The organism is Ensifer sp. 1H6, from assembly GCF_001976035.1.
Classification (GTDB): domain Bacteria; phylum Pseudomonadota; class Alphaproteobacteria; order Rhizobiales; family Rhizobiaceae; genus Ensifer; species Ensifer canadensis.
The window spans coordinates 58,726-84,883 of sequence record NZ_MOAI01000022.1 but is presented as its reverse complement, the minus strand read 5'-3'; the positions used below and the strand labels follow the sequence as shown (position 1 = coordinate 84,883).

The window sequence follows — 26,158 nt, the reverse complement described above, 5'->3', positions numbered from 1 at the left end:
TTTCGGGGAAAGGTTGCGACGATGGGTTACAGCCTCGATTTCGGGTGGCTTCGGGATGCCGCGGGCGCGATCGCCCATGGCGCTGCGATGACGCTCTTTCTGATCGCCTGCACCATGGTGCTCGGCATTCTGATCAGCATTGTCTTTGCAGCCGCCCGCCGCAGCCGTTACGGCGTGCTGCGCAAGGCGGTTGCCGTCTATGTCGAAGTGATCCGCAACACGCCGTTCCTGGTGCAGTTGTTCTTCATCTACTTCGGTCTGCCGAGCCTCGGCATCCGGCTCGATCCGATCGTCGCGGCGATCCTGGCGATGACGCTCAACATGGCGGCCTACACCACGGAGATCGTCGGTGCCGGCCTTGACGCCGTGCCGAAGGGCCAGGGCGAGGCAGCCTTTGCACTCGGGCTGAGGCCACGGCAGGTGTTCGTCAAGATCATTCTGCCGCAGGCTCTGAAGGTCATCTTTCCGGCGCTGATCAGCCAGGTGATCATCATGATGCTGGAATCGGCGGTCGTGTCGCAGATCGCCGTGCGGGAACTCGCCCATGAGGCGGACCTGCTGCAGGCGCGGACCTTCCGATCCTTCGAAACCTATTTTGTCGTCACGCTGATCTATCTCGCGTTGTCGATGATGATCCGCCGTCTGTTCGTGGCGGGCGGCCGGCGCATGCTTGGGGCGGGCGTGTCATGATCGAGTTCACCTTCTGGGACATCCTGCGCAATCTGGTATTTGCGACCCGCTGGACGCTGCTTCTATCGCTTGTCGCCTTTGCCGGTGGGGCTGCCGTCGGCCTGATGATCCTGTTTGCGCGCATATCGAAACAGAAGTGGCTGCGTCGGTTCGGCTCGGGCTACATCGCTCTGTTTCAGGGCACGCCGTTGTTGATGCAACTGTTCCTGATGTTCTTCGGTCTGCCGATGCTTGGCTTTCGCATCGAGCCATGGACCGCGGCAGCATTGGGGTTGACCTTCTATGCCAGCGCCTATCTTGCCGAGATCTGGCGCGGCGGCGTCGAAGCCCTGCCGGCCGGCCAGTGGGATGCCGGCGCCAGCCTCGGGCTGCATCGCCTGCAGGAACTGCGCCTGGTGATCCTGCCGCAGGCGTTCGCGATCACCCGGCCGCCGGCTGTCGGCTTCCTCGTCCAGCTCATCAAGAGCACGGCGCTGACGTCGATCATCGGCTTCGAGGAGCTTCTCAGAACCGCCAATGCGATCAATAATGCAACCTTCGAACCTTTCACGGTCTATGGGCTGGTCGCGGTGATCTTCTTCGTGCTGTGTTATCCGCTGACACAATATGCACGCATGCTGGAACGCAAAATGCCCGCGCACTGAGACCGAAAATGTGCAAGAAATCAAAGAGAACAGGGAACAAGGCGGATCACCGCCGAAACAAAGGAGAAAGATGATGATCACCACTTCCATCAAGCGCCGCACGCTGCTCGGCGCGGGTCTTGCCGGCGCTTCGATGCTGGCGATGCCCTCGGTACTGCGCGCCCAGGACAAGTCGCTGAAGGTCGGCGTTTACGGCGGCTATTTCAAAACCTCGTTCGACAAGAACATCTTCCCGGAATTCACCAAGGCGACGGGCATTGCGATCGAATCGATCGCCGAGCCGACCGGCGAAGCCTGGCTCGTTCAGCTGGAGCAGGCCGCACGCGCCGGCCAGGCGCCGGCCGACGTTTCGATGATGTCGCAGGTGGCGATGCTCAAGGGACAGTCGACCGAGCTGTGGACGCCGATCGACATGGCGAAGATCAAGAACAGCTCGAACCTGCTCGACCGCTTCGTCAACAAATATCCGGATGGCCGCGTTGCCGGCATCGGGGCCGTGTCCTGGTACATCACGCTGGTCACCAACACCGATGTCTACAAGGAAGCGCCGACCTCCTGGTCCGCGTTCTGGGATCCGGCAAATGCCGACAAGCTGGGCCTGCTGGCGCTGGTTTCCAACTCCTTCCTACTGGAAGTGACCGCCAAGACCTACTTCGGCGGCACCAATGCGCTTGATACCGAAGAGGGCATCCTCAAGGTCTTCGAAAAGCTCGCCGAGGTTAAGCCGAACGTCCGGCTCTGGTACCGCGACGAGGCACAGTTCGAGCAGTCGCTGAAGTCGGGTGAAATCCCGATGGGCCAGTACTATCACGACGTGACCGGCCTTGCGGCCGCCGACGGCAATCCGGTGCGCTCGACCTTCCCGAAGGAAGGCGGCATCCAGGATTCCGGTTGCTGGGCACTGTCGCGCGCCTCGCAGAAGTCCGAGGAAGCCCATGTCTTCATCGACTACATGTGCCAGCCTTCGATCCAGGCGACCCTGTCGCGCAAGGTCGGCACGTCGCCGACCGTCAAGCGCGAAGTCACCGATCTGACGGATAAGGAATTTGCAGCCGTTTCGTCTGACATCGAGCCGATCGTGCCGCGCTACGACCTTTATCAGTCCAAGTCCGATTGGCTCAACCAGAAGTGGACCGAGCTGATCGTCGGCTGATGACAAGACGTTGGCCCTCCGCTTTTTTAAAGGGGAGGGCCGGAGCTTAAACGAAAGGGGGCATCGTCTCCCTTGCCACCCCTCCCGCAGACGGGAGGGGACTATCCCGCGGAGAGACAATGTCCGGACTCGCCCTTCAAAACGTCGTCAAGGAATTCGGATCCTTCAGAGCCGTCAACAATGTCGACCTCAACGTGCCGCACGGGACGTTCGTCTGCATGCTCGGCCCGTCCGGTTGCGGCAAGACCACGCTTTTGCGCATGATCGCCGGCCTTGACCTGCCGACCGGCGGGGCGATCCAACTTGATGGCGACGACATCACCCATGTGCCGACGCACAAGCGCAATCTCGGCATGGTGTTTCAGTCGCTGGCGCTTTTCCCGCATCTGACCGTCGGCGAGAACATCGCCTACCCCTTGCGCATCCGCGGTGCGGCAAAGGAAGACCAGAAGAAGCGCGTCGACGAACTGCTGTCGATGATCCATCTGACCGGTTATGCCGACAGGCCCGTTGCCAAACTTTCAGGCGGCCAGCGCCAGCGTGTCGCGATCGCGCGCGCACTGGCGATCTCGCCCAAACTTTTCCTTCTCGATGAGCCGCTGTCGGCACTCGACGCCAAGCTGCGCGAGGCGATGCAGGTGGAATTGCGCCAGCTGCAGCAGAAGCTCGGCATCACCACCATCGTCGTTACCCACGACCAGCGCGAAGCGATGACCATGGCCGACACGGTCGTCGTGATGAACGGTGGCGAGATCCGCCAGGCCGCGTCGCCGATCGAGATCTATCGCCGCCCCGCCGACAGCTTCGTCGCCGACTTCATCGGCCAGACCAATCTTCTCGAGGTGCAGGCCGACAGTGCCGGCCGCGTCGAGGTGCTGGGGCAGCCGATTGCCGGCCTTGCATTGCCTGCAGGCGCTTCCAAGGGAACGCTGTCGGTTCGTCCTGAAGATGTGCACCTGACCGCACCCGATGCCGGCGCACTCACTGGCAAGGTCACCTTTGTGCGCGATCTCGGCGGCACGATCGAAACCTTCGTCGACATTGCCGGCCGGCAGATCGTCGCGGTCTCGACGCCGCGCGGCCGGCCAGACGTCACCGTCGGCCAGGAGGTCGGCATTGCGCTTACCCCCGACGTTTGCGTGGTGTTGAAGAAATGAGACGCGAACCGCCCCAGACCCTTGGCGATTACGCGCCGCTCCTCTTTCCCGCGGCGATGCTGACGATCTTCTTCGTCGTGCCCTTCGGCACCATGATCGCCGTCAGCTTCTTCCAGCGCCAGCAGGGCGGCTTCTACACGCCGGCCTTCGTCTTCGACAATTATGCGCGCTTCCTCTCCGCCTTCTTCGGCGGTGTGCTCGGCTTTTCGCTGCTGCTCGCCATCACCGTGGCGATCTGCTGCGTCGTGCTGGCGCTGCCCTTTACCTACATGCTGACCCGCATGGGACGAAAGGTGCAGGTGCTCTGGCTCGTGGCGCTCCTGTCGATCCTGTCGCTGTCGGAAGTCATCATCGGCTTTGCCTGGTCGACGCTGTTCTCTCGCACGGCCGGCATTACCAACATTCTGGTGGCGCTCGGCATCATGAGCGAGGCGAAGGCACTGACCCCGAGTTTCGGCGCGGTGCTGACCGGCATGGTCTACCAGGCTTTCCCCTATACGGTGCTGGTGCTTTTCCCGGCACTTGTGCGGCTTGACCCGACCCTGACGGAGGCTGCCCGGACGCTTGGCGCATCGCCGCTCAAAGCCTTCTTCACCGTCGTCGTGCCGGCGCTCAGAAACACCATCACTGCAACGCTGATCATGGTGTTCATCTTCGCGCTCGGTTCCTACCTGCTGCCGCAGCTGCTCGGCCGGCCGCAGCATTGGACCCTGTCGGTGCTGATCACCGACCAGGCGATCTACCAGTCGAACATGCCTTTTGCCGCGGCCATGGCGGTGTTCCTGGTGCTGGTGACGCTCGGGCTCGTGGCGCTGACCGTGATTGCCGGACGCAAGGGAGAAGCGGTATGACCTCGATCTTCCGCAAGGCCTACTTCTTCCTGATCGGGCTCTTCCTGGCGCTGCCGCTGATCGTCGTTGCCGGTGTATCGGTCAATGCCAAGCAGACGCTGGCTTTCCCGCCACAGGGCTTTTCGCTGTCCTGGTACGGCGAGATCTTCCTCAATCCGGAATGGCGCAGCGCGCTTTTCGCCTCCGTCACGCTGGCGTTGCTGTCGGCGGCCCTTGCCGTTGCGATAGCGTTGCCGCTGGCCTGGTTCCTCTGGCGCCGGATCGCGCCCTGGGCCAATATCTTCCAGTTGCTCGGCGTCGCGCCCTTTACGCTGCCGCCCGTGATCACCGCGCTTGGCATGCTCACCTTCTGGGCAACGGTCGGCTTCTACGGCCAGCCCTGGACGGCGGTCGTCAGCCACGCGATCTTCTTCGTGACGCTGCCGCTGGTGACGTTGTCGCTCGGCTTCACCGCGATCGACCGATCGCTGGTCGAGGCAGCCGCGACCATGGGGGCCGATGAGCGCACGATCTTTCGCACCATCGTCCTGCCGCTGATCCTGCCCTATATCGTCTCGGGCTACGCGTTCGCCTTCGTGCTTTCGCTCAACGAATACATCGTTGCCTACATGACCGTCGGCTTCACCATGGAAACGCTGCCGATCAAGATCTTCAATGCGCTTCGCTACGGCTACACGCCGACCATGGCGTCGGTGACGATCCTGTTCGTCACTACGGCCGCCGTGATCTTCGGTCTCGTTGCCCGTTTCGGCGACCTGCCGAAGCTTTTGGGCGCCATGTCGTCGGACGGAAAATGATGAAGCTCGCCGCGCTCCAGATGCAATCGGCCTGCGGCGATGTCGCCACCAATCTCGACCGCCTTGCGCGGGCGGCGAAGGAGGCGGCTGCGAGAGAAGCGACGCTGCTGATGACGCCGGAACTCGGCCTTACCGGGTATGGCGCGGGGGGGGGCGATCCGCGATCTCGCCGAGCCGGCGGATGGACTGATCGTCCGGCGCCTGGCGCAGATTTCGCGGGAAAGCGGCATCGCGCTGATCGCCGGTTTCGCCGAACTCGATGGCAACGACATCTATAACAGCGCCGTCTATGTCGATGGCGATGCGACGCCGACCGTTTACCGCAAATCGCATCTCTACGGCGACTACGAGCGGTCGCTGTTTAGGGCCGAAAAACCGTCGACACGGCTGTTCGCCCACCGTGGCGTCACCTGTGGCATGCTGATCTGCTACGATGTCGAGTTTCCTGAGAATGTGCGCAGGCTGGCATTGGCGGGTGCCGAAGCGGTGCTGGTGCCGACGGCGCTGCCGGCCGGATGGTCGGGCACCTTCATCACCGACCACATGATCCAGACGCGCGCCTTCGAGAACCAGGTCTTCGTTGCCTATATCAACCATTGCGGCTCGGACCCGATGTTCTCCTTTGCCGGCCTCTCGCGCATCGCATCGCCGGACGGACAGGTGCTGGCCAAGGGTGACGCCGGCCACGAGGCGCTGATTTTTGCCGACATCAATCCGGCGAGCTTCGCGATCTCGCGGCTGGAAAATACCTATCTCGGTGATCTCAATCGCACGTAGGCTTCTCCGGTTTGGACGATCGTGGAAACGCTCTGTCTCCTAGTTTTACGCATTTCCTGACGAAGAACTGCTTCGCGCTTTTCCTGGAAAGGCTCCGAGGTTGTGCGGAGATCGTTCACTCCAGAAGAACATTGCGTTCTACATTGTCCACTTTCGCAATCGCCGTGCCGCCCCATATTGTGCTCAACAGAAAAGCCACGCATTGGAGGCAATCATGAGTTTGCAACTGACGGGTATTCACCATCTGACGGCAATCACGGCGAACGCGCCGGAGAACCTGCACTTCTACACCAAGGTTCTCGGGCTGCGCCTGGTCAAGAAAACCGTCAACCAGGACGATACAACCGCCTATCACCTGTTTTACGCCGACGGCAAAGCGAGCCCGGGAACGGACCTGACCTTCTTCGACTGGCCGGTCGGACGCGAAGGCCGCGGCACGCACAGCATCTCGCGCACCGGCCTGCGGGTCGGCAGTGCCGATAGTGTTCGCTGGTGGAAGGGTCGCCTCGACGAGATGAAGGTGACCGCCGGCGATGTGCGCGAAATCGACGGCCGCATCTCTCTCGACTTCGAAGACGGCGAAGGCCAGCGTTTCCGGTTGATCGACGACGGCGGACTTTCACCCTCGCACCCCTGGGAAAAGAGCCCGGTTCCGGCCGAGCACCAGATCAAGGGTCTTGGGGCCATCACCATCAGCGTGCCTGATATCACCAACACCGAGCTGGTGCTGACGCAGGTGATGAACATGACCGAGGCAAGACGCTATCCGTCGCCGGATGGCGAGGGCCAGGTGCATGTGTTCTCGATGGGCGAAGGTGGTCCCGCAGCCGAACTGCATGTGGCCGTTCAGCCCGGCCTGCCGCCCGCCCGCCAGGGTGCCGGCGCGGTGCATCACGTCGCCTTCCGGGCGCCGGATACAGATGCGCTGACGGCGTGGACGGAGCGCCTGCAGGGCTTCCGCCTGCCGTCGAGCGGTGAGGTCGAACGCTACTATTTCCGCTCGCTCTATTTCCGCGAGCCGAACGGCGTGCTGTTCGAGATCGCCACCGACGGGCCGGGGTTTGCCGTCGACGAACCGATGGAAACGCTTGGCGAAAGCCTGTCGCTGCCGCCGTTCCTGGAGCCGAAGCGGGCCCAGATCGAGGCACGGCTGAAGCCGCTGGAATAACGATCAAAAGCAGAAAGCCGGGGCTCGTCCCCGGCTTTTTCGGTTTTACATCCCCCTGATCCCATTGGCTTTCCCGTCGCATCGACCCATGATGGCGGCAACAAGCAGCAAAGGGTCAGATCATGGTGAAAATCCTCGGCATTTCAGGAAGCCTCAGGAAGGCGTCGTTCAACACAGGCCTGATGAAGGCTGCCGCGTCAGCCTCGCCCGATGGTGTCGAATTCGGAACCGCGACGCTGCATGGCATTCCGCTCTATGACGGCGATGTCGAGGCCAGGGACGGCATCCCCGAGGCCGTTACCGCGCTGAAACAGAAGATCATGGCAGCCGACGGCGTGATCCTGTTCACACCCGAATACAACAATTCGATGCCGGGGGTTTTCAAGAACGCGATCGATTGGTTGAGCCGGCCATCGGCCGATATCGCCAAGGTGTTTCGTGGGCGACATTTTGCGCTCGCAGGTGCGTCGCCGGGCAATTTCGGCACGATCCTCAGCCAAAACGCCTGGCTGCCGGTCATGCGTACGCTCGGCGCCGAGCTGTGGTCGGGCAAGCGGCTGATGCTGCCGCGCGCGGAAAGCCTGTTCGATCAGGACGGGCTGCTGACGGACACGGACGCGAGCGACCGTCTGCGCGCCTTCGTCAAGGCTTTCGCAGACTTTGCTGCGGCAAAGAGTGGGAATTAAGGGCTTCAGTCCTGAGGGGACACTTGTCTAGCCTCCCACGAGGTGGCGAAAGACCGAATTTTGTCATCCTCTGGCTTGACCCGAGGATCCATCTGCGCGCGCACCGTCGGTGCAACGTGGCTCAAAGCCTTGAGGCCGTGGATGCTCGGGTCAAGCCTGATGCTCGGGTCAAGCCCGAGCATGACGGAGAGAATGGAGGGTGCGCCTGCTACGCTGCCAACGCGAACTCTTCCTTCGTCCGCGAGCCCTCAGACGCTGTTTTCTGTCAGCCATTGCTGGATGGCAGCGATATCGGGAGCGCCGATTTCATGCCCCATGTCGAGATCGATGGCCGTGAGCCTGGCGCCGGTCTTCTCCAGCTCAGTTTTGAGGCGCGGCGCAAACTGGCCGTAGCCGTCGCTCTTGCCCGTCAAAAGCAGGATGTTCGTGCCGGCGAGATCGGGCGTCGGCATATCGTCGAGAACCACCATCGAGCGCATCAACACCACCTGCCGGATCAGGCCTGGATGCAAGGTCATCAGCGCGCCCAGCAGGTTGGCGCCGTTGGAATAGCCGATGAAAACGGCCTTTGAGAGATCGATACCGTAGCCATCGCGCGCGCCTTCAAGAAAGGCCGCAAAGGCGTCGGCCTCCGAGCGCGCATCCCTCTGGTCGAAGGTGGTCGAGGAATAGCGCCGGAACCAGCGCGGCGAGCCTTCTTCGGTGGAGCGACCGCGAACGCCGAGCAGCGTGGCGTCGTGATCCACCTGATGGGCGAGGTGCAGAAGCTGCGTCTCGTTGCCGCCGCTGCCGTGCAGGAGCACGAAGGTGCGGTCGTCGGGCGTCTCCGGATGATAGAAGCGATGAACGAAGGGCAGGTCCCGCTCCGCCAGGCGCGGCTCCCCCGGCAGCGCGAACTGCGGCAAGCTGACCAGCGTTTCCGCAGTGCGGTCGGCAAAATGGGCGGGGATGAACAGCTCCGTGCCGAGCGTCTCCTTCGGCTCGTCGACGGTGAAGCCGGGCTTGTCGGTTGCAAACTCGTAGAGCGAGCCGCCGGGTTCGCGGACATAAAGCGAATAGAAGTATTTGCGGTCGTGGGCGTTGATGACGCCGGCATCGTCACGTTTGAGGTCGTCGCGGACCTTCAGAACGGTTTCCTTGTCCGGGGCGCGAAAGGCGATATGGTCGATCGTGCCGGTGCCGGGTGCCGATGTCCAGAAACCGGTGGCGTCGCGCACGTCGATGATGTCGCCCGATTGCGAGGTGAAGCGGCGGATCGTGTCGGTGGCGCCGGTTTCGCTATAGCCGAAGTGCTCCGCGAGAAAACGGGCGGAGTCGGCCGGCTGCTCCGTCAGGATCGTCGCTCCGCGCAGGCGCCGGATCGCGTCTGCCTGGGGAATGTCGCGCGTGCTCCATGGTGCCGCTGCCGAAAGCGCATTGGTTCCCACGAGCTTGACGATGACGCCGTCGGGATCCTTGAGCCGCAGCACCGGTTCGCCGAATTCCTGGGCAGGACCGGAAATCTTGATGTTGTACTGGAGCGCCCGCGTCAGCCAGAAGCCGATGCTTTCCGGCGCGATGGCAAAGGCGATCTCGCTTGGCTGGCCGTGGCCAACGCGGCCGGGTGCGCCGTCCTCCCACATCAGGAAGGTCACAAGCGAGCCGGGGGAGCCCTCAGCGTCGCCGTAGAAGAGATGGAGCTGGGTGGCATCCTCGTAGCCGCCGGTTCGCTTTACCAGGCGCAGGCCGAGGAAGCCGACGTAGAAATCGACGTTCGCTTGCACCTTGCGAGCAATCAGCGTGATGTGGTGGATGCCGCTCGTCATTTTTCGTCTCCCGATATGATGCGCTCACAAACCACATGCGGATCGCTGGCGCCAGAACCGCGGCGGAGAACGCTGTGTTCACGTGGGCGGAAAAGTCAGCTCCGCTCCTTGGCGAGGAAGGCCTTGAAGGCGTCGGCATAATCCGGGTGCCAGCGCGACAGCGGCGGCCGGTTCTCGACGATGTCGCCGGCTGCCCACAGAATACGTTTCTCGTCAGTCGACCGGATCACGTCGTTGTCCGGGCAGAGGATGTAGAAGTCGCCGCGCTCAAGGCTTTCCATCATGAAGTCTACTGTCTGATCCGGCGTCCAGGCGCCTTCCGGTTTTTCCGTGCGGCCACTTGCGGTCAGCGACGTGTAGACGAAGCCGGGGATGAGCAGATGGGCGTGGACCTGGCCGCCGGCGATGTTGCGCAATTCATGTTCCAGCGCCTCGGTGAACGCCTTCACGCCGGCTTTTGAAACATTGTAGGCGGGGTCGCCGGGAGGCGTGGTGATGCCCTGCTTCGAGCCGGTGTTGATGATGACGCCCGGCTGGCCATGGGCGGTCATGTGCGAGGCGAAGACGCGTGAACCGTTGATGACGCCCCAGAGATTGACGGCGAGTACCGCCTCCCAGTTTGCCTGCGGGCCGAATATCGCGCTGCCGGGCTGAATGCCGGCATTGTTCATCAGCACATGGACTGGCCCGAAGCGCGCGCGGGCGTCGCGCTCCAGCGCTTCGATCTCTTCAAGGCGAGAAACGTCCGCCGGGATGGCTGCAACATAGTCCGTGCCCTGCGACGACAACTCTGCGACCTCGGCTGCAGCTCGCGTCAGGCGCTCGCCGTCGAGATCGGCGAGTACGACACGCATGCCGAGCCGCGCGAAACGGCGGGCGCTGGCAAGGCCGATGCCGGAAGCGGCGCCGGTGACGACGGCAAGGTGATCGGGGGCAAAGGCGGGGTGAGACATGGCGGAAGCTCCAGCGGTCAGGATCGAACGCAAGAGATAGGGCGCAAGGAGGCGCCTGTCCATCACTGTGGTCCGTTGCGCCTAGCGTTGAAGCGCCTGAAATCTATCCGTTTTCAGCACGCCAAACCTTGTCACCCCGACCGGGCACACTAGTTCCGATAAGAACCATCGGTAGCCAGAGTGGCCTGCCGCAACAGGTATCGGATGGATTGATGGCAGGAACGGCAACCCGCAACGACAAACGCATCCCATGCGAAAGCTGTCCCTTGCGCAAGCTCGATCATTTCCGGGCATTCACCGCGGACGAGCTGGCCTTCGTCTCACAGTTCAAGACAGGGGAACTCGCAGTCGACGGCGGGGCGACGATCCTGGTGGAAGGCGCACACAGCGCCCATCTCTTTACCGTGCTGAGCGGTTGGGGATTTCGCTACAAGATGCTCGACGACGGGCGCCGGCAGATCCTCAACTACATCATGCCCGGCGATCTCGTTGGACTACAGGGCAGCCTCATGGGGGAGATGCAGCATTCGATCGAGGCCCTCTCGCCTGTCACGCTCTGCGTCTTCGAACGCGGCAAGCTCAATCGGCTCTATAGCAGCTATCCTGATCTCGCCTATGACCTGACCTGGATCGCCGCGCGCGAAGAGCGCATCCTCGACGAGAACCTCTTGAGCATCGGCCGCCGGTCGGCGCTGGAACGTGCCGCCTATCTCATCGCCTTTCTCTATCAGCGTGCCAAGGCGTTGGACCTCTTCAACGGCAGCCGCGTGGCGATCCCGATTACGCAGCAGCACGTGGCCGATACGCTCGGCCTCTCGATCGTCCATACCAACAAGACACTGAAGAAGCTGGCCGAGCGTGGCATGATCCGCTGGGCGGACAAGGGCTGCAACGTTCGCGATATCGACGGCCTGCTGACGATCGCCGGCTGGGAAGGTTTCAGCGAGGCCAAGCGGCCGCTGATCTGACGCTTCGGTCTGGACTGATATGCAAGAAGCCCCGCCGGACGGCGGGGCTCGGTGACACCGTTCATCGGTCGTCAGGCGGCGACGATCGCTCTCAACATCCACAGCGCCTTCTCATGGAAATTGAGCCGGTCGGTCAGCATGTCCGTCGTCACCAGGTCGCCGTTGTCGTCGGCCTTGGTGCCGGCGTCGCGCATGCGTCGGGCCGCAGCCTCGTGGTCGGCAATGAGGTCGGCGACCATCTCGGCGGCGGTCGTGTGGTTCACCGAGGCGCTGGTCGGCGCAAACTGATTGGCCTCGCCAAGCTTTGCCGGCGCCAGGTGCCCCAGCGCGCGGATGCGCTCGGCGATGATGTCGGTGGCCTTGAACAGTGTGTTGTAGTGTTCCTCGGTCAGTTCATGCAGCGGCTTGAACAGCGGACCGACGACATTCCAGTGATAGATGTGGCTCTTGATGACAAGCTTGTACGTGTCGGCGAGAATGTCGGAGAGCGCGGCCGCCATCTGCTGGCGATAGGCCTTCTTCAGCCCGATGTCGAATTCCTCGTCCTTGACCTTCGGTTTCAGCACGGAGGCTGCCTGTGCCATGATCTTTCTCCAATCCGTTTCGGAAATTCATCCTGAGTATCGAGACGCGGCCGCGAATGCAGCTTTCAGCCGGCGATGCGCCGCTTCCTATTGAACGCCCCCCAGCGCGCCTTGTTCCTTCGCTGGCGCGGGTAGAGATGCGACAAAATCGCTGGGGGTGCCCGACATGTCTTTTTTAAATGCCGGGTGGGTTCGCGGGGTCTATAGATCAAGGTTGAATGCGGCGACCGCTTCTGCGGCCGGCGCATGGTTCTCGCGAAAGGTGGACCGAATGCCAACGATCGAGATTCCACCGTCGATCAGAACAGTGCTCGTTCTGGAAGACAATTTCATCATCGCGATGGATGCCGAAGAAATCCTGAAATCGATGGGTATCAGCGATGTCCAGATCGCCGCCAACGCCGATCAGGCGATGAAGCTGATTGCCGCCCAGTCGTTCGATTTCATCATCCTCGACGTCAATCTCGAGGATGAGACCAGCTTTGCGGTAGCGGATGCGATCCTCGCCCGCGGCTTGTGTTTCGGCTTTACCAGCGGCTACGGCGACGCGGAGATCTTCCCGGCGCATCTGCGGGGTATCCCAAGGATCGACAAGCCATTCAACGAGAGTTCGATCGGCAACCTGATCGCCACGGCCACCAGGCGGTGAGGCGGCTAGAGCCGTAGCCTCGGTCTCTTAATCTCGCCGGGTTCTGCATCAAGCCACCGGCTGAGAGCGGCGGTGGCGATGGTGAAATGACATCGCGTGGCGGCGAGGCGTTACCGGTCTCACGTCCATATCGTAATGACGCTCGTTCTGGCCGATTCCGGCCTCAGGTCTTGCCGCGGGAGACGAACCAGGGATTGGCAAAATCGCTGTCGCTCGTCTGATTGCGTTTGCCATAGGTGAGCGGCGTGCCTTCCATCGTCAGCGTCTCGCCGCCGGCCGCGCGCAGGATGGCATCGCCGGCGGCCGTGTCCCACTCCATCGTACGGCTGAAGCGCGGGTAGACGTCGGCAAGGCCGTCGGCCAGCAGGCAGAACTTGAGCGAGGAGCCGACGGCCTCGTAGTCGGTGATCCCATGTTCGGCGAGATAGGCAACGGTCTCGGCACTGTTGTGCGAGCGGCTCGCAAGCGCCACCAGCCGATCGCCGCGACTGCGACAGCCGATCACGGTTTCAGGTCCGACGTGAAAGGCTTCGGAGACCACTGCTTTCAGTGCCTTGCCGCCGGCGGCGGCGTAGAGGATGCCGAGTGCCGGAGCGTAGACGACGCCGGCAACTGGCGCGCCGTTTTCGATCAACGCGATGTTGACGGTGAAGTCGTTGTGGCGGCCGATGAATTCCTTGGTGCCGTCGAGCGGGTCGACGAGAAAGAATGACTTGCCTGAGATGTCGGGGATGGAGCCGGCCGCGACCGATTCCTCAGCCACGACGGGAATGTCAGGAAAGGCGGCGGCAAGATCGGCCAGGATGATGCGCTCCGCACACGCGTCGGCGTCCGTCACGGGCGAACAGTCGGGCTTGTAGGTCACTGCCGGGCCGGCGTTGTAGATGTCGAGGATGGCGCGCCCGGCGGCGATCGCGGATTTTTGCAGAATGTCGAGCATTGCCTGTCGTCTTTCGGGCCTTTGTCGGGCCATACCACACTCAACGACAGAAGTTGCCCATAGTTTTAGACGGTTCCTACGAAATGTCGTGTCGCAGGCGCCGGTTACGCGAGTTTTCGTGCCTTGCGGCAAATGGCCGGCTTGATTTTTGCAGCTGCGAGAAGCTTGCATCTTTGCTCCTCGCGCCGGCTGTGCAAATGTGCCGACGCAACTGAACTGGATGACTTCATGCGTTATTCCGCATACTCGATCGTCAGGAACGCCCTTTCCGGAAACCTGAACTGGAAACCGCAATGGCGACAGCCTCAGCCGAAATCCCATTATGACGTAATCATTGTCGGTGGCGGCGGCCATGGTCTTGCGACCGCCTACTATCTCGCCAAGGAATTCGGCGTGAAGAACGTCGCGGTGCTCGAAAAGGGCTATCTCGGATCGGGCAATGTCGGCCGCAACACCACGATCGTGCGCTCCAATTACATGCTGCCCGGCAACGAACCCTTCTACGAATTCTCGATGAAGCTCTGGGAAGGGCTTGAGCAGGACCTGAACTACAACGTCATGCTCTCCCAGCGCGGCGTCATCATGCTTTACCACAGCGACGCCCAGCGCGACGCCTATGTCAGGCGCGGCAACGCGATGTGGATGGAAGGGGTTGCGGCCGAGTTGATCGAGCGCGAACAACTGAAGAAGATGATCCCCTTCCTCAATTATGATCATGCGCGCTACCCGATCCTCGGGGGCCTCCTGCAGCGGCGCGCGGGCACCGCCCGCCATGACGCCGTCGCCTGGGGTTATGCGCGCGGGGCGGACCAGCACGGCGTCGACATCATCGAGCATTGCGAGGTGACCGGCATTCGCCGCGAGAATGGCGTCGTCACCGGGGTGGAAACGTCAAAGGGCTTCATCGGTTGCGGCAAGCTGGCGCTGGCAGCGGCCGGCAACTCCTCGCGCGTCGGCGAGATGGCCGACCTGAAGCTGCCGCTCGAAAGCCACGTGCTGCAGGCCTTCGTGACCGAGGGGCTGAAGCCGTGCATCGATCACGTGATCGTCTATGGCGGCGGACACTTCTATATCTCGCAGTCGGACAAGGGCGGACTGGTCTTCGGCGCCGAGATCGACGGTTACTCCTCCTATGCCCAGCGCGGTAATCTAGCGACGGCCGAACATGTGATGGAGGAGGGGGTGTCGATGATCCCCGGCCTGTCGCGCGTCCGGGTGCTGCGCGCCTGGGGCGGTGTCATGGACATGAGCATGGATGGATCGCCGATCATCGACCGCACCTCGATCGACAACCTCTACCTCAATTGCGGTTGGTGCTACGGCGGCTTCAAGGCGACGCCGGCCTCGGGCTACTGTTTCGCGCATCTCATCGCCAGGAACGACACCCACCCGGTGGCGCGCGCCCTGCGGCTCGATCGTTTCGCGCGGGGCTATGCGGTCGACGAGGCAGGGGCCGGGCCGCAGCCCAATCTTCACTAGAGCATCCCGCTTTCAAGTGGAATCACTGAAAGCGGATAAGATGCTCTAGAATCAAAGTGCTAGAGCGTCCTTTGTGCGTTCATCTGAACGCACGGCGCTCTAGATCGGCGCGAGCCGGATGACGACCATCCGGCTGACCAGGAATATTGAGGGAGCTGTGTTGAGGCTCCAGGATACGGAAGACAATGGCAAGCCTGATCACCTGTCCCCATTGCGGGGTCCGCCCGAAGGAAGAGTTCGCAATCCGTGGCGATGCGTCGGTCATTCGGCCGGCGCCTTCAGCCTCGGATGAAGCCTGGCATGACTATGTCTATGTGCGCGCCAACCCACGCGGCCGAACGGTAGAACATTGGCATCATGTTGCCGGCTGTCGCCGGTTCCTGGTTGTCGAACGCGACACGGTCACCCATGAGGTCTATTCGGCTGTCGACGGTGCGGCCGCGGCGCGTGAGGCGCAGCGATGACCGCTTATCGCCTGTCCGCCGGCGGTCTTGTCGATCGCAGCAAAGTGCTGAGCTTCACCTTCGACGGCAACCCGCTGCGCGGCTTTGCCGGCGATACGCTTGCCTCTGCCTTGCTTGCCAACGACCAGATGCTGGTCGGCCGCAGCTTCAAGTACCACCGGCCGCGCGGCATCGTCAGTGCCGGGCCGTCGGAGCCGAACGCGCTCGTGACCCTTGGTTCGGGCGCCCGCAGCGATCCGAATACCAAGGCGACGGTCGCCGAGCTCTATGCCGGGTTGACGGCGAAGAGCCAGAACCGCTGGCCATCGCTCGGGTTCGATGTCTGCGCGGTCAACGGCCTGCTTTCGCCGTTTCTCGGCGCCGGCTTCTACTACAAGACCTTCATGTGGCCCCGCCAGCTCTGGGAAAAGCTTTATGAGCCGGTGATCCGGCGGGCCGCCGGTCTCGGGCGGGCGGTGCTGGAACGCGACCCCGAGAGCTATGAAAAATCCTGGGCCTTCTGCGATTTGCTCGTCGTCGGCGGCGGACCGGCGGGTCTGATGGCCGCCTTGACGGCCGGTCGCGCCGGGCTTCGCGTTATCCTGGCGGATGAGGATTTTCGCCTCGGCGGATCGCTGCTGTCGGAAACCGAAACGGTTGACGGTGCGTCGGCGCCCGCGTTTGCAGATCGTGCCGTCGCTGAACTGAAGTCACTCGAAAACGTCACGCTTCTGCCGCGCACCACGGTCTTCGGCTGGTATGACGACAATGTCTTCGGTGCGGTCGAGCGCGTGCAGAAACATGTGGCCGAGCCATCGACCAAGCTGCCGACCGAACGCGTGTGGCGCATTGCCGCCAAGCGCGCTCTGCTGGCGACCGGCGCTGAAGAGCGGCCGCTGGTGTTTGGCGGCAATGATCGCCCCGGCGTGATGATGGCCGGCGCCGTTTCGACCTACGCTAAGCGTTATGGCGTTTCTGCCGGCAAGTCGGTTGCAATCTTCACCAGCGGCAGCAGCGGCTATCGCACGGCTCGCGACCTGTCGGCGAAGGGCGTTGCGGTTTCGACTATCATCGACAGCCGACCGGAGACCAACGATGTCGCACCCGATGGCGTGCGGGTGATCCGCTCCGGCTCGATCGTCGACACCAGGGGCAGGAGGCGGCTGTCGGGCATCGTCGTCGAGCGCTCGGGCTTTGAGGAACTGATCGCCTGCGATGCGCTTGGCATGTCCGGTGGTTGGAGCCCGGTCATTCATCTCGCCTGCCAGCGCGGCGCTCGGCCGGTGTGGTCGGATACCCTTAAGGCATTCGCAGCACCCGATGTCGGCAATGCCCTTCGGGTCGCTGGAGCGGCCAATGGTGTCTACACGCTTGCCGGCTGCCTGCGCGACGGTGCCGAGAAGGCGACTGCGATTGCCTCAGAGCTTGGCTTCAACGCGGCCGCAGCACTGCTGCCGGTGACTGAGCCCGAGGTTGAACCTTCGTTTGCTGCTGTATGGTATGTGCCCGGCGCCAAGTCGAAGGCCTTCGTGGATTTCCAGAACGATGTGCACGCGAAGGATCTCGGTCTCGCGCTGCGCGAGGGTTTCGGCCATGTGGAGCACGCCAAACGCTATACCACCAGCGGCATGGCGACCGACCAGGGCAAGCTTTCCAATATCAATGCGGTCGGCATTCTCGCCGGCATGCGTGGGGTGAGTCCGGCCGAGGTCGGCACGACCACGTTCCGGCCGTTCTACACGCCGGTCTCCTTCGGTGCGCTGGCGGGGACATCCCGCGACAGCCACGCGACGCCGACCCGCAAGTCGCCGCTACACGAATGGGCGAAGAAGCACGGCGCGACCTTCGTCGATTCCGGCCTCTGGTTCCGCTCGGCCTGGTTCCCGCGCGCCGGCGAAAAGACCTGGCGCGAAAGCGTCGACCGCGAGGTCCTCAATGTTCGCGCCAATGTCGGGCTCTGCGATGTGTCGACGCTCGGCAAGATCGAGGTTTTCGGAGCTGACGCGGCGGAGTTTCTCAACCGGCTCTATTGCAACGCCATGCTGAAGCTGCCGGTCGGCAAGGCCCGTTACGGATTGATGCTGCGCGAGGACGGCTTCGTCTTCGACGACGGCACCGTGAGCCGGCTGGCGGAGGACCACTTCTTCGTGACGACGACCACTGCCATGGCCGGCGCGGTCATGTCCCACATCGATTATTGCGCGCAGGTGCTGTGGCCCGATCTCAAGGTCAGGTTCTGCTCGTCAAGCGATCAGTGGGCGCAGATGGCGATTGCCGGCCCGAAGGCGCGCGATGTGCTGCAGCAACTGGTCGACGAGGATATCTCGGAAACGGCTTTCCCGTTCCTGTCGGCACGCGCAACGGCGCTTCGCGGCGGCATCCACGCCCGGCTGTTCCGCATCTCATTTTCCGGCGAATTGGCCTTCGAACTTGCCGTTCCCGCCGGTTACGGTGAAGCGGTTGCCGAGCAGATCATGGAGGCCGGGCGAGCGCATGATATCTGCGCCTACGGTGTCGAGGCATTGAACGTGCTGCGGCTTGAAAAGGGGCTTCTGACTCATGCGGAATTCGACGGCCGCGTGACACCCGACGATGCCGGGCTTGGGCGCATGTTTTCGGCGCAGAAACCCGATTTTATCGGCAAACATCTGTCCGCACGCTACGGCCTGACGGCGGCAGACCGTATGCAGCTTGTCGGGCTGAGGCCGGTGGACAAGGACAAGGACATGCGTGCCGGCGCTCATCTTCTGAAAGAAGGCATGAAGCCGTCGACGCTCAACGATCAGGGCTGGGTCAGCTCCGCCGGCTATTCGCCGGTTTTGGGGCAGCACATCGCGCTTGCCTTCCTCAAGTCCGGGCGCGAGCGCTACGGCGAAAAGATCGTCGTCTGGGACAAGCTGCGCGATCACGAGGTCATCGCCGAGGTCTGCGACCCGGCGTTCGTCGATCCCGAAAACAAGAAGCTGAAAGCCTGAGGAGGCGGTGATGGTTCGCGACTACAACAACCGCCATGCGCTCGACCAGAAGCTGCGCGGCACCCCGAAGCCCGCGAATGCGGATCACCTCGAGGTCGGCCATTGGCAGGCAATCGCGACTGTGCTCGCCCATGTCGGACTTGAAGCGGCGGTACAACGGGCGCTTTCGTCGACACCCGACCTGTCGTTGCGTTATTGCGGACCCGGCGAGTGGCTGGTGGTGTCGCAGGTCGATACGCCAGTCGGGCTCATGCGCCGTCTCGATATGCTGTGTGGCACGCAGGCGCATGTCGTCGACCAGAGCGACGGCCGCGTTCTGTTGCGCCTCTCCGGGCCGTCCGTGCGGCAGATCCTGGCCAAGGGCATCGGCGTCGATCTCCACCCTGCGGCCTTCGCACTGGGTGGCAGCACCAATGTGCTTTGCGGCCATATCGGCATCAACCTGGCGCGCACCGGCGAGAACGCATTCGAGTTGATCGTTTCGCGCAGCTTTGCCGAATCGCTCTTCGACGACCTGATGGCGATGGGCCGCGCGTTCGACCTTTCGGCCGCTTTTTCCGACTAAAATCAAATGCGGCATCGAATGCCGCATTTGGGTCGCCAACCCGCCAGCAGATGGCGGAAACGGACAAGCGTTCTTCGCAGCCACGTCTTTAACGCGGCCATCTTTCTGACTAGGCTTTGCCCTGCTCGCCGCACGCTGTTCCCGTGCCTGAACAGACCGGGTGGGCGGTAGTCGTGCCTGACCCTTTCTTCCTGAAAACTGAGCCGCGCTTCGCCCGGATGCGCGGGAAAGCGGAGTGTGCGCATGAAAAGCCATGCCAGAGTCGTCGTGATCGGTGGCGGCGTTGTCGGTTGCTCGATCCTCTACCATCTCACGAAGTTCGGCTGGACCGACGTGGTGCTGCTGGAGCGATCGGAGCTGACCTCCGGTTCGACCTGGCATGCCGCCGGTGGCATGCACACGATCAACGGCGACCCCAACGTCGCCAAGCTGCAGAAATACACCGTCGAACTCTACAAGGAGATCGAGGAATATTCCGGCCAGGACATCGGCCTGCACATGACGTCGGGCATGATGCTGGCCGCGACCAAGGAGCGTTTGGACTGGATGAAGTCGATCCTCGCCAAGGGCCGCTACATGGGGCTCGAGGCCGAGCTGCTGACGCCCAAGGAAGCGCACGACCTGATGCCGCTGCTGGATCCAGATCAGTTCGTTGGCGCGGTGTTCGACCCGGTCGAGGGCCATCTCGATCCCTATGGAACGACCCATGCCTATGCCAAGTCGGCCAAGAAGAATGGGGCCGAGATCTATCTGCACACAAAGGTCGAGGATCTCGTGCAGCGCGAGGACGGATCCTGGCGCGTCATCACCAATCAGGGCGAAATCATTGCAGAGCATGTGGTCAACGCCGCGGGCCTCTGGGCGCGCGAGGTCGGCCGCATGGTCGGGCTGGAGCTGCCCGTTCTGGCGATGGAGCATATGTATCTCATCACCGAAGATATGCCCGAGGTCATCGAGTTCAACCAGACGCGCGGCAAGGAGCTGATGCACTGTGTCGATTTCGATGGCGAGATTTACTTGCGCCAAGAGCGCAATGGCATGTTGATGGGCACCTATGAGAAAGCCTGCCGCCCCTGGTCGCCGGTGACGACACCCTGGGATTTCGGCCATGAGCTGCTGGCCGAGGACATCGACCGCATCTCGCCGGAACTCGAGGTCGGCTTCCGGCATTTCCCGGCCTTCAACAGAGCCGGCATCAAGAAGGTCATCAACGGGCCCTTCACCTTTTCGCCGGATGGAAACCCGCTGGTCGGGCCGGTGCGGGGGCTGCGCAATTTCTGGTCGGCTTGTGCCGTCATGGCCGGCTTCAGCCAGGGCGGCGGCGTCGGCCTGGCGCTTGCCAACTGGATGATAGACGGCGATCCCGGCTTCGACGTCTTTGCCATGGACGTGGCGCGTTATGGCGATTTCGCCACGCTTGCCTATACCAACGCCAAGGTGCGCGAGAACTATTCGCGCCGTTTTTCCATCCGTTATCCGAACGAGGAGCTGCCGGCCGCACGGCCGCTGCTCACGACGCCGATCTATGACCGGTTGAAGGCGGCCGGTGCCGTGTTCGGTGCTTCCTATGGCCTGGAAACGCCGCTGTGGTTTGCACCTGCCGGTGTCGAGGATCACTTCTCCTGGCGCCGCTCGACCGATTTCGACACGGTCGGCGACGAAGCCCGCGCGGTGCGCGCCGCTGTCGGGCTGATGGAAACCTCCGGCTTTGCCAAATACGAGATCAAGGGGGCGGGGGCGGAAGCCTGGCTCGATGGGATGCTCGCCTGCCGTATCCCGGCTGTGGGGTGGATGTCGCTGGCGCCGATGCTGAAAGACGATGGCAAGCTGATCGGCGACTTCACGCTCGCCAAGCTCGGTGAACAGGATTTCCTCCTCATCGGCTCCGGCATCGCCGAGGATTATCATATGCGCTGGTTCGAGGCGCACCTGCCAGAGAATGGCTCGGTCTCGATCCGTCCGTTGAAGCTGGAGCTTGTCGGGCTGTCGATCGCCGGGCCGAAGGCGCGGGACGTGCTGGCGGCGCTGACCCATCTCGACGTCGGTGATAAGGCCTTTGCGTTCATGGATATTCGCCGGATGAATCTCGGTATGGCGCCGGCGATCGTCGGTCGGGTCAGCTATACCGGTGACGTCGGCTACGAGATCTGGATGAAGCCGGAATACCAGCGCTACCTGTTCGATCTGATCCTGGAAAAGGGTGCGGCCTTCGGCATCCGGCTGTTTGGCCTTCGCGCCCTCAATGCCCTCAGGGTCGAAAAATCGTTCGGCAGCTGGTCGCGCGAGTTTCGGCCGCTCTACGGTCCGCTGGAGGCCGGCCTTGGCAGGTTTGTGGCGCTCGGTAAACCGGCGGGTTTCATCGGAAAGGCGGCGGCAATGCGCGAGAAGGCAGAAGGCGGACAGCTTCGTCTGCGCACCTTCCTGCTCGAGACGCGCGATGCCGATGTCATCGGCGACGAACCGATCTATTTCGACGGCGCGGTGCGCGGTTGGGTGACATCCGGCGGCTATGCCCACGCCAGCGGGGTGTCGGTGGCGCTTGGTTACGTGCCCAAGGAGATCGCTGATGAAGAGGCAGGCTGGGCGATCGAACTGCTCGGCGAGATCCTGCCGGCGCGGTTGCAACCCTACCCATTGTTCGACGCAAACGGTGAGCGCATGCGTGGTTGACGGGAGGCAAATCGGCGAGCTGGTCTTGTTGCTTGCCGATTCATCCACAGGCCGGATTGCACGCGGTTTTAGACTAAAGTTGACTATTCCCCAGGCGAGACGTGCATTTTTTTTGTTTTTTATGACTTCAAAAGCGTCAAATCGATTTTATAGGCGAAGATTTTGCCGCTCCCACGTTTTTTAGCTTTTCTTTTCGTTTGAAAGAGGTATGGAATCGATCAACAGAACGCTCAACAATGAGCTCAAAAAACAAGAGACCGGACCTTATGGATCTGGTCCAGGGGAAGATTGATGGAGTATTTCGTCCAGCAGCTCGTCAATGGGCTGACTCTTGGGTCTATTTATGGTATGATCGCAATTGGTTATACCATGGTCTACGGCATCATTGGCATGATCAACTTCGCCCACGGCGATATCTTCATGCTCGGCGGTTTTGCCGCTTTGATTGTCTTTCTGCTTCTCACAACATTCATGGCTGGCATACCGGTTGTACTTGCCCTGTTGCTGATGATGATCGTCGGCATGCTGACGGCGGCGCTCTGGAACTGGACCATCGAGCGGGTGGCTTACCGGCCGCTACGCGGTTCGTTCCGCCTGGCTCCGCTAATCACGGCAATCGGCATGTCGATCGCCCTGTCGAACTTCATCCAGGTGACGCAGGGACCGCGCAACAAGCCGATCCCGCCGCTCGTTTCCTCGGTTTACGAGGTGTTGGGCATCACGATCTCGCTGAAGCAGATCATCATCATCATCATCACGGCGATCCTGTTGTCCGTGTTCTGGTACATCGTCAACAAGACGCCGCTCGGGCGCGCTCAGCGCGCAACGGAACAGGACCGCAAGATGGCGGCCCTCCTGGGTGTTGACGTCGACCGTACCATCTCGGTGACCTTCATCATGGGCGCAGCGCTCGCTGCTGTCGCCGGCACCATGTACTTGATGTATTATGGTGTGGTCGTCTTCACCGACGGATTTGTTCCGGGGGTCAAGGCCTTTACTGCAGCTGTTCTTGGCGGCATCGGCTCCTTGCCGGGCGCTGTTCTCGGCGGGTTGCTGATCGGCCTCATCGAGTCCCTCTGGTCCGCTTATTTCACCATCGACTACAAGGATGTTGCGACGTTCTCCATTCTCGCAATCGTCCTGATCTTCAAGCCGTCTGGCATACTCGGACGACCGGAAGTCGAGAAGGTATAAATCAATGGCAAACATTGCTTCTACATCTGCAAGCGCCGGCAGTGATCTGACGGCGCGGGCCCTGCGCGAGGCTGTCTTCGCGGGCCTTATCTCTCTCGGCCTCTTCGTCTTGTTCGTCGGCCTGAAGAGCGACCAGAACATTCGCAACGAGCTGGTCCTCAACCAGCGCTGGGGTCTGCTTGCGATCTTCGTGATCGTCGCCGCCGTCGGCCGGTTCCTGATGGTCGCCTATATCCAGCCGGCAATGGCGCGCCGCAAGGCCGCCAAGGCCGAAGCGGAGGAGGTCGTTAGGGAAGAGAGCTTCTTCAAGTGCAATTTCTCGAAGATCGCGATCATTGCGCTCGTTCTCTATCCGCCTGTGATCGTGGCGCTCGTCGGTGCGCAGGGCTCGCTGAAGTGGGTCGACAATTTCGGCGTCCAGATCCTGATCTACGTGATGCTCGCCTGGGGCCTCAACATCGTCGTCGGCCTGGCAGGTCTGCTGGACCTCGGCTATGTCGCCTTCTACGCGGTGGGTGCCTATTCCTACGCGCTGCTGTCGACTTATTTCGGGCTCTCCTTCTGGGTTCTGCTGCCGGTTGCCGGTATTCTCTCGGCCTGCTGGGGCATGGTCCTCGGATTCCCGGTCTTGCGGCTAAGGGGTGACTACCTGGCGATCGTCACGCTCGCCTTCGGGGAAATCATACGGCTTGTCCTCATAAACTGGACCGAAGTGACCAAGGGAACGTTCGGCGTCTCCGGCATCGCCAAGGCGACCCTGTTCGGCATCAAGTTCGACGCTTCCAAGGATGGTTTTGCAGCGATGATGGGGCTCCCCATGTCGTCGGCCTACTACAAGATCTTCCTGTTCTATTTGATCCTTGGCCTTTGCATGCTGACGGCCTTCGTCACCATCCGCCTTCGCCGGATGCCGATCGGCCGCGCCTGGGAAGCGCTGCGCGAGGACGAGATCGCCTGCCGCTCGCTCGGCATCAACACGGTCACGACAAAGCTTACCGCCTTTGCAACGGGCGCCATGTTCGGCGGCATCGCAGGTTCGTTCTTCGCCGTGCGCCAGGGTTTCGTCTCGCCGGAATCCTTCGTGTTCCTCGAATCCGCGGTCATTCTGGCGATCGTTGTTCTCGGTGGCATGGGTTCGCTCACCGGTATCGCCATCGCCGCGGTGGCGATGATCGGCGGCACGGAAATCCTGCGCGAGCTTTCCTTCCTGAAGGCGATCTTCGGACCGGACTTCACGCCTGAACTCTACCGTATGCTGATCTTCGGCCTGGCGATGGTCGTCGTGATGGTCTGGAAGCCGCGCGGTTTTGTCGGCTCGCGTGAGCCGACAGCGTTCCTGCGCGAACGCAAGGCGATCTCCGGCAGCTTCACCAAGGAAGGGCATGGCTGATGGCCCTCGAGACAACGACAATGACAAAAGATCCCATTCTCTCGGTTGAGCACCTGTCGATGCGCTTCGGCGGTCTCATGGCCATCAACGACTTCTCCTTCGAAGCCTATCGCGGTGACATCACCGCGCTGATCGGCCCGAACGGAGCCGGCAAGACCACGGTGTTCAACTGCATCACCGGCTTCTACAAGCCGACCATGGGCATGATCACCATGAAGCAGAAGTCCGGTAAGGAATATCTGCTGGAGCGCCTGCCGGATTTCGAGATCACCAAGCACGCCAAGGTCGCGCGCACCTTCCAGAACATCCGGATGTTCTCCGGCCTGACGGTGCTGGAAAACCTGCTGGTCGCACAGCACAACAAGCTGATGCAGGCGTCGGGCTATACCTTCCTCGGACTGCTCGGCTTTCCCGCCTACAAGCAGGCCTCGAAAGAATCGATCGAATTTGCCCGCCATTGGCTGGAAAAGGCGTCGCTGGTCGATCGTGCCGACGACCCGGCCGGCGATCTGCCCTATGGCGCCCAGCGGCGGCTCGAAATCGCCCGCGCCATGTGCACCGGACCGGAACTCCTATGCCTTGACGAGCCGGCAGCCGGTCTCAATCCGCGTGAATCGCTGGCGCTCAACGAGTTGCTGCAGGGTATCCGCGGCGAAACCGGCACCTCGATCCTGTTGATCGAGCACGACATGTCGGTGGTGATGGAGATTTCCGACCACGTGGTCGTTTTGGAATACGGCCAGAAGATTTCCGACGGCAACCCGGATTTCGTGAAGAACGATCCGAGGGTCATTGCGGCCTATCTGGGTGTCGAGGATGAAGAGGTTGAAGAGGTGATCGAAGAAATCGAGGAAATCGAAGGCGGACAGGGAGGATCCAAGCCATGAGCGCGCCTCTGCTGCAAGTAAAGGCCGTCGAGACCTACTACGGCAATATCCGGGCGCTGAACGGCGTCGACGTCGAAGTGCATCGCGGTGAAATCGTCTGCCTGATCGGCGCCAACGGCGCTGGCAAGTCGACGCTGATGATGACGATCTGCGGCAGCCCGCAGGCGCGCACCGGCGCGGTCATGTTCGAAGGTGAGGAAATTACCCGCATGCCGACGCACGAGATCGCGCGTCTTCGCATCGCGCAGTCGCCGGAAGGCCGTCGCATTTTTCCGCGCATGACCGTATTCGAAAACCTGCAGATGGGCGCAAGCCTCGACAACCTCAAACATTTCAACGAGGACGCCGAGAAGGTGTTCTCGCTGTTCCCGCGACTTAAGGAGCGCCAGGCTCAACGCGGCGGTACGCTTTCGGGCGGCGAGCAGCAGATGCTGTCGATCGCCCGCGCGCTGATGGCGCGCCCGAAGCTCCTTTTGCTGGACGAGCCATCGCTCGGCCTGGCGCCGCTGATCGTTAAGGGCATCTTCGAAGCCATCAAGAAGCTGAACAAGGAAGAGGGACTGACCGTGTTCCTCGTCGAGCAGAATGCGTTCGGCGCCTTGAAGCTTTCCGACCGCGGTTACGTGATGGTCAACGGCCGCGTGACGATGAGCGGCTCGGGCAAGGAACTGCTCGCCAATCCGGAAGTCCGCGCGGCCTATCTCGAAGGCGGCCGCCATTGATGCGCCGCATC

At 62.0% G+C, this 26,158-nt stretch carries 23 protein-coding genes and 1 pseudogene; 20 read left to right on the top strand and 4 right to left on the bottom strand.

Features of this window, described 5'->3' with window-relative positions; translation table 11 throughout:
* Positions 1–21: 21 nt before the first annotated feature.
* The 9 genes and pseudogenes from BKP54_RS23585 to BKP54_RS23545 all read left to right on the top strand — a co-directional run bounded on the left by BKP54_RS23585 (position 22) and on the right by BKP54_RS23545 (position 7,923).
* Positions 22–690: an amino acid ABC transporter permease gene (locus tag BKP54_RS23585; protein ID WP_025428167.1), complete on the top strand. Its 669-nt coding sequence runs from the start codon at positions 22–24 to the stop codon at positions 688–690.
* Positions 687–1,334, top strand: a complete 648-nt coding sequence (locus BKP54_RS23580; protein ID WP_025428166.1) for an amino acid ABC transporter permease — start codon at positions 687–689, stop codon at positions 1,332–1,334. The genes BKP54_RS23585 and BKP54_RS23580 overlap by 4 nt, the downstream gene beginning before the upstream one ends.
* Before the next feature lie 73 nt (positions 1,335–1,407).
* Positions 1,408–2,487 carry an ABC transporter substrate-binding protein gene (locus BKP54_RS23575; protein WP_025428165.1) on the top strand — a complete coding sequence of 360 codons (1,080 nt, stop codon included), beginning with the start codon at positions 1,408–1,410 and terminating at the stop codon, positions 2,485–2,487.
* A 119-nt stretch (positions 2,488–2,606) separates the two neighbouring features.
* Complete coding sequence (locus BKP54_RS23570; protein ID WP_084815023.1) at positions 2,607–3,644, top strand: ABC transporter ATP-binding protein; 1,038 nt, start codon at positions 2,607–2,609, stop codon at positions 3,642–3,644.
* Entirely contained in the window at positions 3,641–4,495 is an 855-nt protein-coding gene (locus BKP54_RS23565) for an ABC transporter permease (RefSeq protein ID WP_025428163.1), read from the top strand. The genes BKP54_RS23570 and BKP54_RS23565 overlap by 4 nt, the downstream gene beginning before the upstream one ends.
* A complete protein-coding gene (locus tag BKP54_RS23560) occupies positions 4,492–5,292 on the top strand; it encodes an ABC transporter permease (RefSeq protein WP_025428162.1) in 801 nt (266 codons plus the stop codon). Before BKP54_RS23565 ends, BKP54_RS23560 begins: the two co-directional genes overlap by 4 nt.
* A pseudogene (locus BKP54_RS23555) lies at positions 5,289–6,069 on the top strand (carbon-nitrogen hydrolase family protein). The gene BKP54_RS23560 and the pseudogene BKP54_RS23555 overlap by 4 nt, the downstream one beginning before the upstream one ends.
* 214 nt (positions 6,070–6,283) lie before the next feature.
* Positions 6,284–7,237 carry a ring-cleaving dioxygenase gene (locus BKP54_RS23550; protein WP_057216142.1) on the top strand — a complete coding sequence of 318 codons (954 nt, stop codon included), beginning with the start codon at positions 6,284–6,286 and terminating at the stop codon, positions 7,235–7,237.
* A gap of 122 nt (positions 7,238–7,359) precedes the next feature.
* Positions 7,360–7,923 carry an NADPH-dependent FMN reductase gene (locus tag BKP54_RS23545; RefSeq protein ID WP_025428159.1) on the top strand — a complete coding sequence of 188 codons (564 nt, stop codon included), beginning with the start codon at positions 7,360–7,362 and terminating at the stop codon, positions 7,921–7,923.
* A 248-nt stretch (positions 7,924–8,171) separates the two neighbouring features.
* Here BKP54_RS23545 and BKP54_RS23540 read toward each other — a convergent pair whose 3' ends face one another.
* Together BKP54_RS23540 and BKP54_RS23535 are read right to left on the bottom strand one after the other, a co-directional pair.
* Positions 8,172–9,728 carry a VOC family protein gene (locus BKP54_RS23540; RefSeq protein WP_025428158.1) on the bottom strand — a complete coding sequence of 519 codons (1,557 nt, stop codon included), beginning with the start codon at positions 9,726–9,728 and terminating at the stop codon, positions 8,172–8,174.
* A 95-nt stretch (positions 9,729–9,823) separates the two neighbouring features.
* On the bottom strand, positions 9,824–10,681 hold the full coding sequence (locus tag BKP54_RS23535) for an SDR family NAD(P)-dependent oxidoreductase (RefSeq protein ID WP_025428157.1): 858 nt from the start codon (positions 10,679–10,681) through the stop codon (positions 9,824–9,826).
* A gap of 212 nt (positions 10,682–10,893) precedes the next feature.
* Here BKP54_RS23535 and BKP54_RS23530 point away from each other — a divergent pair, with 212 nt between their 5' ends.
* On the top strand, positions 10,894–11,649 hold the full coding sequence (locus tag BKP54_RS23530; protein WP_057220857.1) for a Crp/Fnr family transcriptional regulator: 756 nt from the start codon (positions 10,894–10,896) through the stop codon (positions 11,647–11,649).
* 71 nt (positions 11,650–11,720) lie between these two features.
* Here BKP54_RS23530 and BKP54_RS23525 read toward each other — a convergent pair whose 3' ends face one another.
* Positions 11,721–12,233 carry a DNA starvation/stationary phase protection protein gene (locus BKP54_RS23525; protein WP_025428155.1) on the bottom strand — a complete coding sequence of 171 codons (513 nt, stop codon included), beginning with the start codon at positions 12,231–12,233 and terminating at the stop codon, positions 11,721–11,723.
* Between the two features lie 271 nt (positions 12,234–12,504).
* Between BKP54_RS23525 and BKP54_RS23520 the strand changes: the two genes are divergently transcribed.
* The gene (locus tag BKP54_RS23520) at positions 12,505–12,882 is read left to right on the top strand and encodes a response regulator (RefSeq protein WP_025428154.1); all 378 of its coding nucleotides are present in this window, start codon (positions 12,505–12,507) and stop codon (positions 12,880–12,882) included.
* A 163-nt stretch (positions 12,883–13,045) separates the two neighbouring features.
* Here the strand turns inward: BKP54_RS23520 and cysQ are convergent, their stop codons facing one another.
* Entirely contained in the window at positions 13,046–13,822 is a 777-nt protein-coding gene (gene cysQ, locus BKP54_RS23515) for a 3'(2'),5'-bisphosphate nucleotidase CysQ (protein ID WP_025428153.1), read from the bottom strand.
* A gap of 228 nt (positions 13,823–14,050) precedes the next feature.
* Between cysQ and BKP54_RS23510 the strand changes: the two genes are divergently transcribed.
* The 9 genes from BKP54_RS23510 (at position 14,051) to BKP54_RS23470 (ending at position 26,147) form a co-directional block, all read left to right on the top strand.
* The gene (locus tag BKP54_RS23510; protein ID WP_025428152.1) at positions 14,051–15,301 is read left to right on the top strand and encodes a sarcosine oxidase subunit beta family protein; all 1,251 of its coding nucleotides are present in this window, start codon (positions 14,051–14,053) and stop codon (positions 15,299–15,301) included.
* Positions 15,302–15,486: 185 nt separating this feature from the next.
* Positions 15,487–15,765 carry a sarcosine oxidase subunit delta gene (locus tag BKP54_RS23505; RefSeq protein WP_025428151.1) on the top strand — a complete coding sequence of 93 codons (279 nt, stop codon included), beginning with the start codon at positions 15,487–15,489 and terminating at the stop codon, positions 15,763–15,765.
* Positions 15,762–18,719: a sarcosine oxidase subunit alpha family protein gene (locus tag BKP54_RS23500; protein WP_025428150.1), complete on the top strand. Its 2,958-nt coding sequence runs from the start codon at positions 15,762–15,764 to the stop codon at positions 18,717–18,719. Before BKP54_RS23505 ends, BKP54_RS23500 begins: the two co-directional genes overlap by 4 nt.
* A 10-nt stretch (positions 18,720–18,729) precedes the next feature.
* Positions 18,730–19,284, top strand: a complete 555-nt coding sequence (locus BKP54_RS23495; protein WP_025428149.1) for a sarcosine oxidase subunit gamma family protein — start codon at positions 18,730–18,732, stop codon at positions 19,282–19,284.
* Positions 19,285–19,527: 243 nt separating this feature from the next.
* Complete coding sequence (locus tag BKP54_RS23490; protein WP_084815022.1) at positions 19,528–21,954, top strand: FAD-dependent oxidoreductase; 2,427 nt, start codon at positions 19,528–19,530, stop codon at positions 21,952–21,954.
* A 291-nt stretch (positions 21,955–22,245) separates the two neighbouring features.
* Complete coding sequence (locus BKP54_RS23485; RefSeq protein WP_057206532.1) at positions 22,246–23,148, top strand: branched-chain amino acid ABC transporter permease; 903 nt, start codon at positions 22,246–22,248, stop codon at positions 23,146–23,148.
* 4 nt (positions 23,149–23,152) lie between these two features.
* A complete protein-coding gene (livM, locus tag BKP54_RS23480; protein WP_084815021.1) occupies positions 23,153–24,538 on the top strand; it encodes a high-affinity branched-chain amino acid ABC transporter permease LivM in 1,386 nt (461 codons plus the stop codon).
* Positions 24,538–25,425, top strand: coding sequence for an ABC transporter ATP-binding protein (locus BKP54_RS23475; protein ID WP_025428145.1), 888 nt, complete (start codon positions 24,538–24,540; stop codon positions 25,423–25,425). Before livM ends, BKP54_RS23475 begins: the two co-directional genes overlap by 1 nt.
* On the top strand, positions 25,422–26,147 hold the full coding sequence (locus BKP54_RS23470) for an ABC transporter ATP-binding protein (RefSeq protein ID WP_025428144.1): 726 nt from the start codon (positions 25,422–25,424) through the stop codon (positions 26,145–26,147). The genes BKP54_RS23475 and BKP54_RS23470 overlap by 4 nt, the downstream gene beginning before the upstream one ends.
* Positions 26,148–26,158 lie beyond the last annotated feature (11 nt).

Bases quoted from the DNA above. Each gene is read 5' to 3' on its own strand.
- BKP54_RS23485 (WP_057206532.1), top strand. From the start codon at position 22,246: ATGGAGTATTTCGTCCAGCAGCTCGTCAATGGGCTGACTCTTGGGTCT.
- BKP54_RS23540 (WP_025428158.1), bottom strand. From the start codon at position 9,728: ATGACGAGCGGCATCCACCACATCACGCTGATTGCTCGCAAGGTGCAA.
- BKP54_RS23545 (WP_025428159.1), top strand. From the start codon at position 7,360: ATGGTGAAAATCCTCGGCATTTCAGGAAGCCTCAGGAAGGCGTCGTTC.
- BKP54_RS23470 (WP_025428144.1), top strand. From the start codon at position 25,422: ATGAGCGCGCCTCTGCTGCAAGTAAAGGCCGTCGAGACCTACTACGGC.
- BKP54_RS23510 (WP_025428152.1), top strand. From the start codon at position 14,051: ATGCGTTATTCCGCATACTCGATCGTCAGGAACGCCCTTTCCGGAAAC.
- BKP54_RS23550 (WP_057216142.1), top strand. From the start codon at position 6,284: ATGAGTTTGCAACTGACGGGTATTCACCATCTGACGGCAATCACGGCG.
- BKP54_RS23575 (WP_025428165.1), top strand. From the start codon at position 1,408: ATGATCACCACTTCCATCAAGCGCCGCACGCTGCTCGGCGCGGGTCTT.
- BKP54_RS23530 (WP_057220857.1), top strand. From the start codon at position 10,894: ATGGCAGGAACGGCAACCCGCAACGACAAACGCATCCCATGCGAAAGC.
- BKP54_RS23585 (WP_025428167.1), top strand. From the start codon at position 22: ATGGGTTACAGCCTCGATTTCGGGTGGCTTCGGGATGCCGCGGGCGCG.
- BKP54_RS23495 (WP_025428149.1), top strand. From the start codon at position 18,730: ATGGTTCGCGACTACAACAACCGCCATGCGCTCGACCAGAAGCTGCGC.
- BKP54_RS23520 (WP_025428154.1), top strand. From the start codon at position 12,505: ATGCCAACGATCGAGATTCCACCGTCGATCAGAACAGTGCTCGTTCTG.
- BKP54_RS23580 (WP_025428166.1), top strand. From the start codon at position 687: ATGATCGAGTTCACCTTCTGGGACATCCTGCGCAATCTGGTATTTGCG.
- BKP54_RS23500 (WP_025428150.1), top strand. From the start codon at position 15,762: ATGACCGCTTATCGCCTGTCCGCCGGCGGTCTTGTCGATCGCAGCAAA.
- BKP54_RS23560 (WP_025428162.1), top strand. From the start codon at position 4,492: ATGACCTCGATCTTCCGCAAGGCCTACTTCTTCCTGATCGGGCTCTTC.
- BKP54_RS23475 (WP_025428145.1), top strand. From the start codon at position 24,538: ATGGCCCTCGAGACAACGACAATGACAAAAGATCCCATTCTCTCGGTT.
- livM (WP_084815021.1), top strand. From the start codon at position 23,153: ATGGCAAACATTGCTTCTACATCTGCAAGCGCCGGCAGTGATCTGACG.
- cysQ (WP_025428153.1), bottom strand. From the start codon at position 13,822: ATGCTCGACATTCTGCAAAAATCCGCGATCGCCGCCGGGCGCGCCATC.
- BKP54_RS23505 (WP_025428151.1), top strand. From the start codon at position 15,487: ATGGCAAGCCTGATCACCTGTCCCCATTGCGGGGTCCGCCCGAAGGAA.
- BKP54_RS23525 (WP_025428155.1), bottom strand. From the start codon at position 12,233: ATGGCACAGGCAGCCTCCGTGCTGAAACCGAAGGTCAAGGACGAGGAA.
- BKP54_RS23565 (WP_025428163.1), top strand. From the start codon at position 3,641: ATGAGACGCGAACCGCCCCAGACCCTTGGCGATTACGCGCCGCTCCTC.
- BKP54_RS23490 (WP_084815022.1), top strand. From the start codon at position 19,528: ATGAAAAGCCATGCCAGAGTCGTCGTGATCGGTGGCGGCGTTGTCGGT.
- BKP54_RS23535 (WP_025428157.1), bottom strand. From the start codon at position 10,681: ATGTCTCACCCCGCCTTTGCCCCCGATCACCTTGCCGTCGTCACCGGC.
- BKP54_RS23570 (WP_084815023.1), top strand. From the start codon at position 2,607: ATGTCCGGACTCGCCCTTCAAAACGTCGTCAAGGAATTCGGATCCTTC.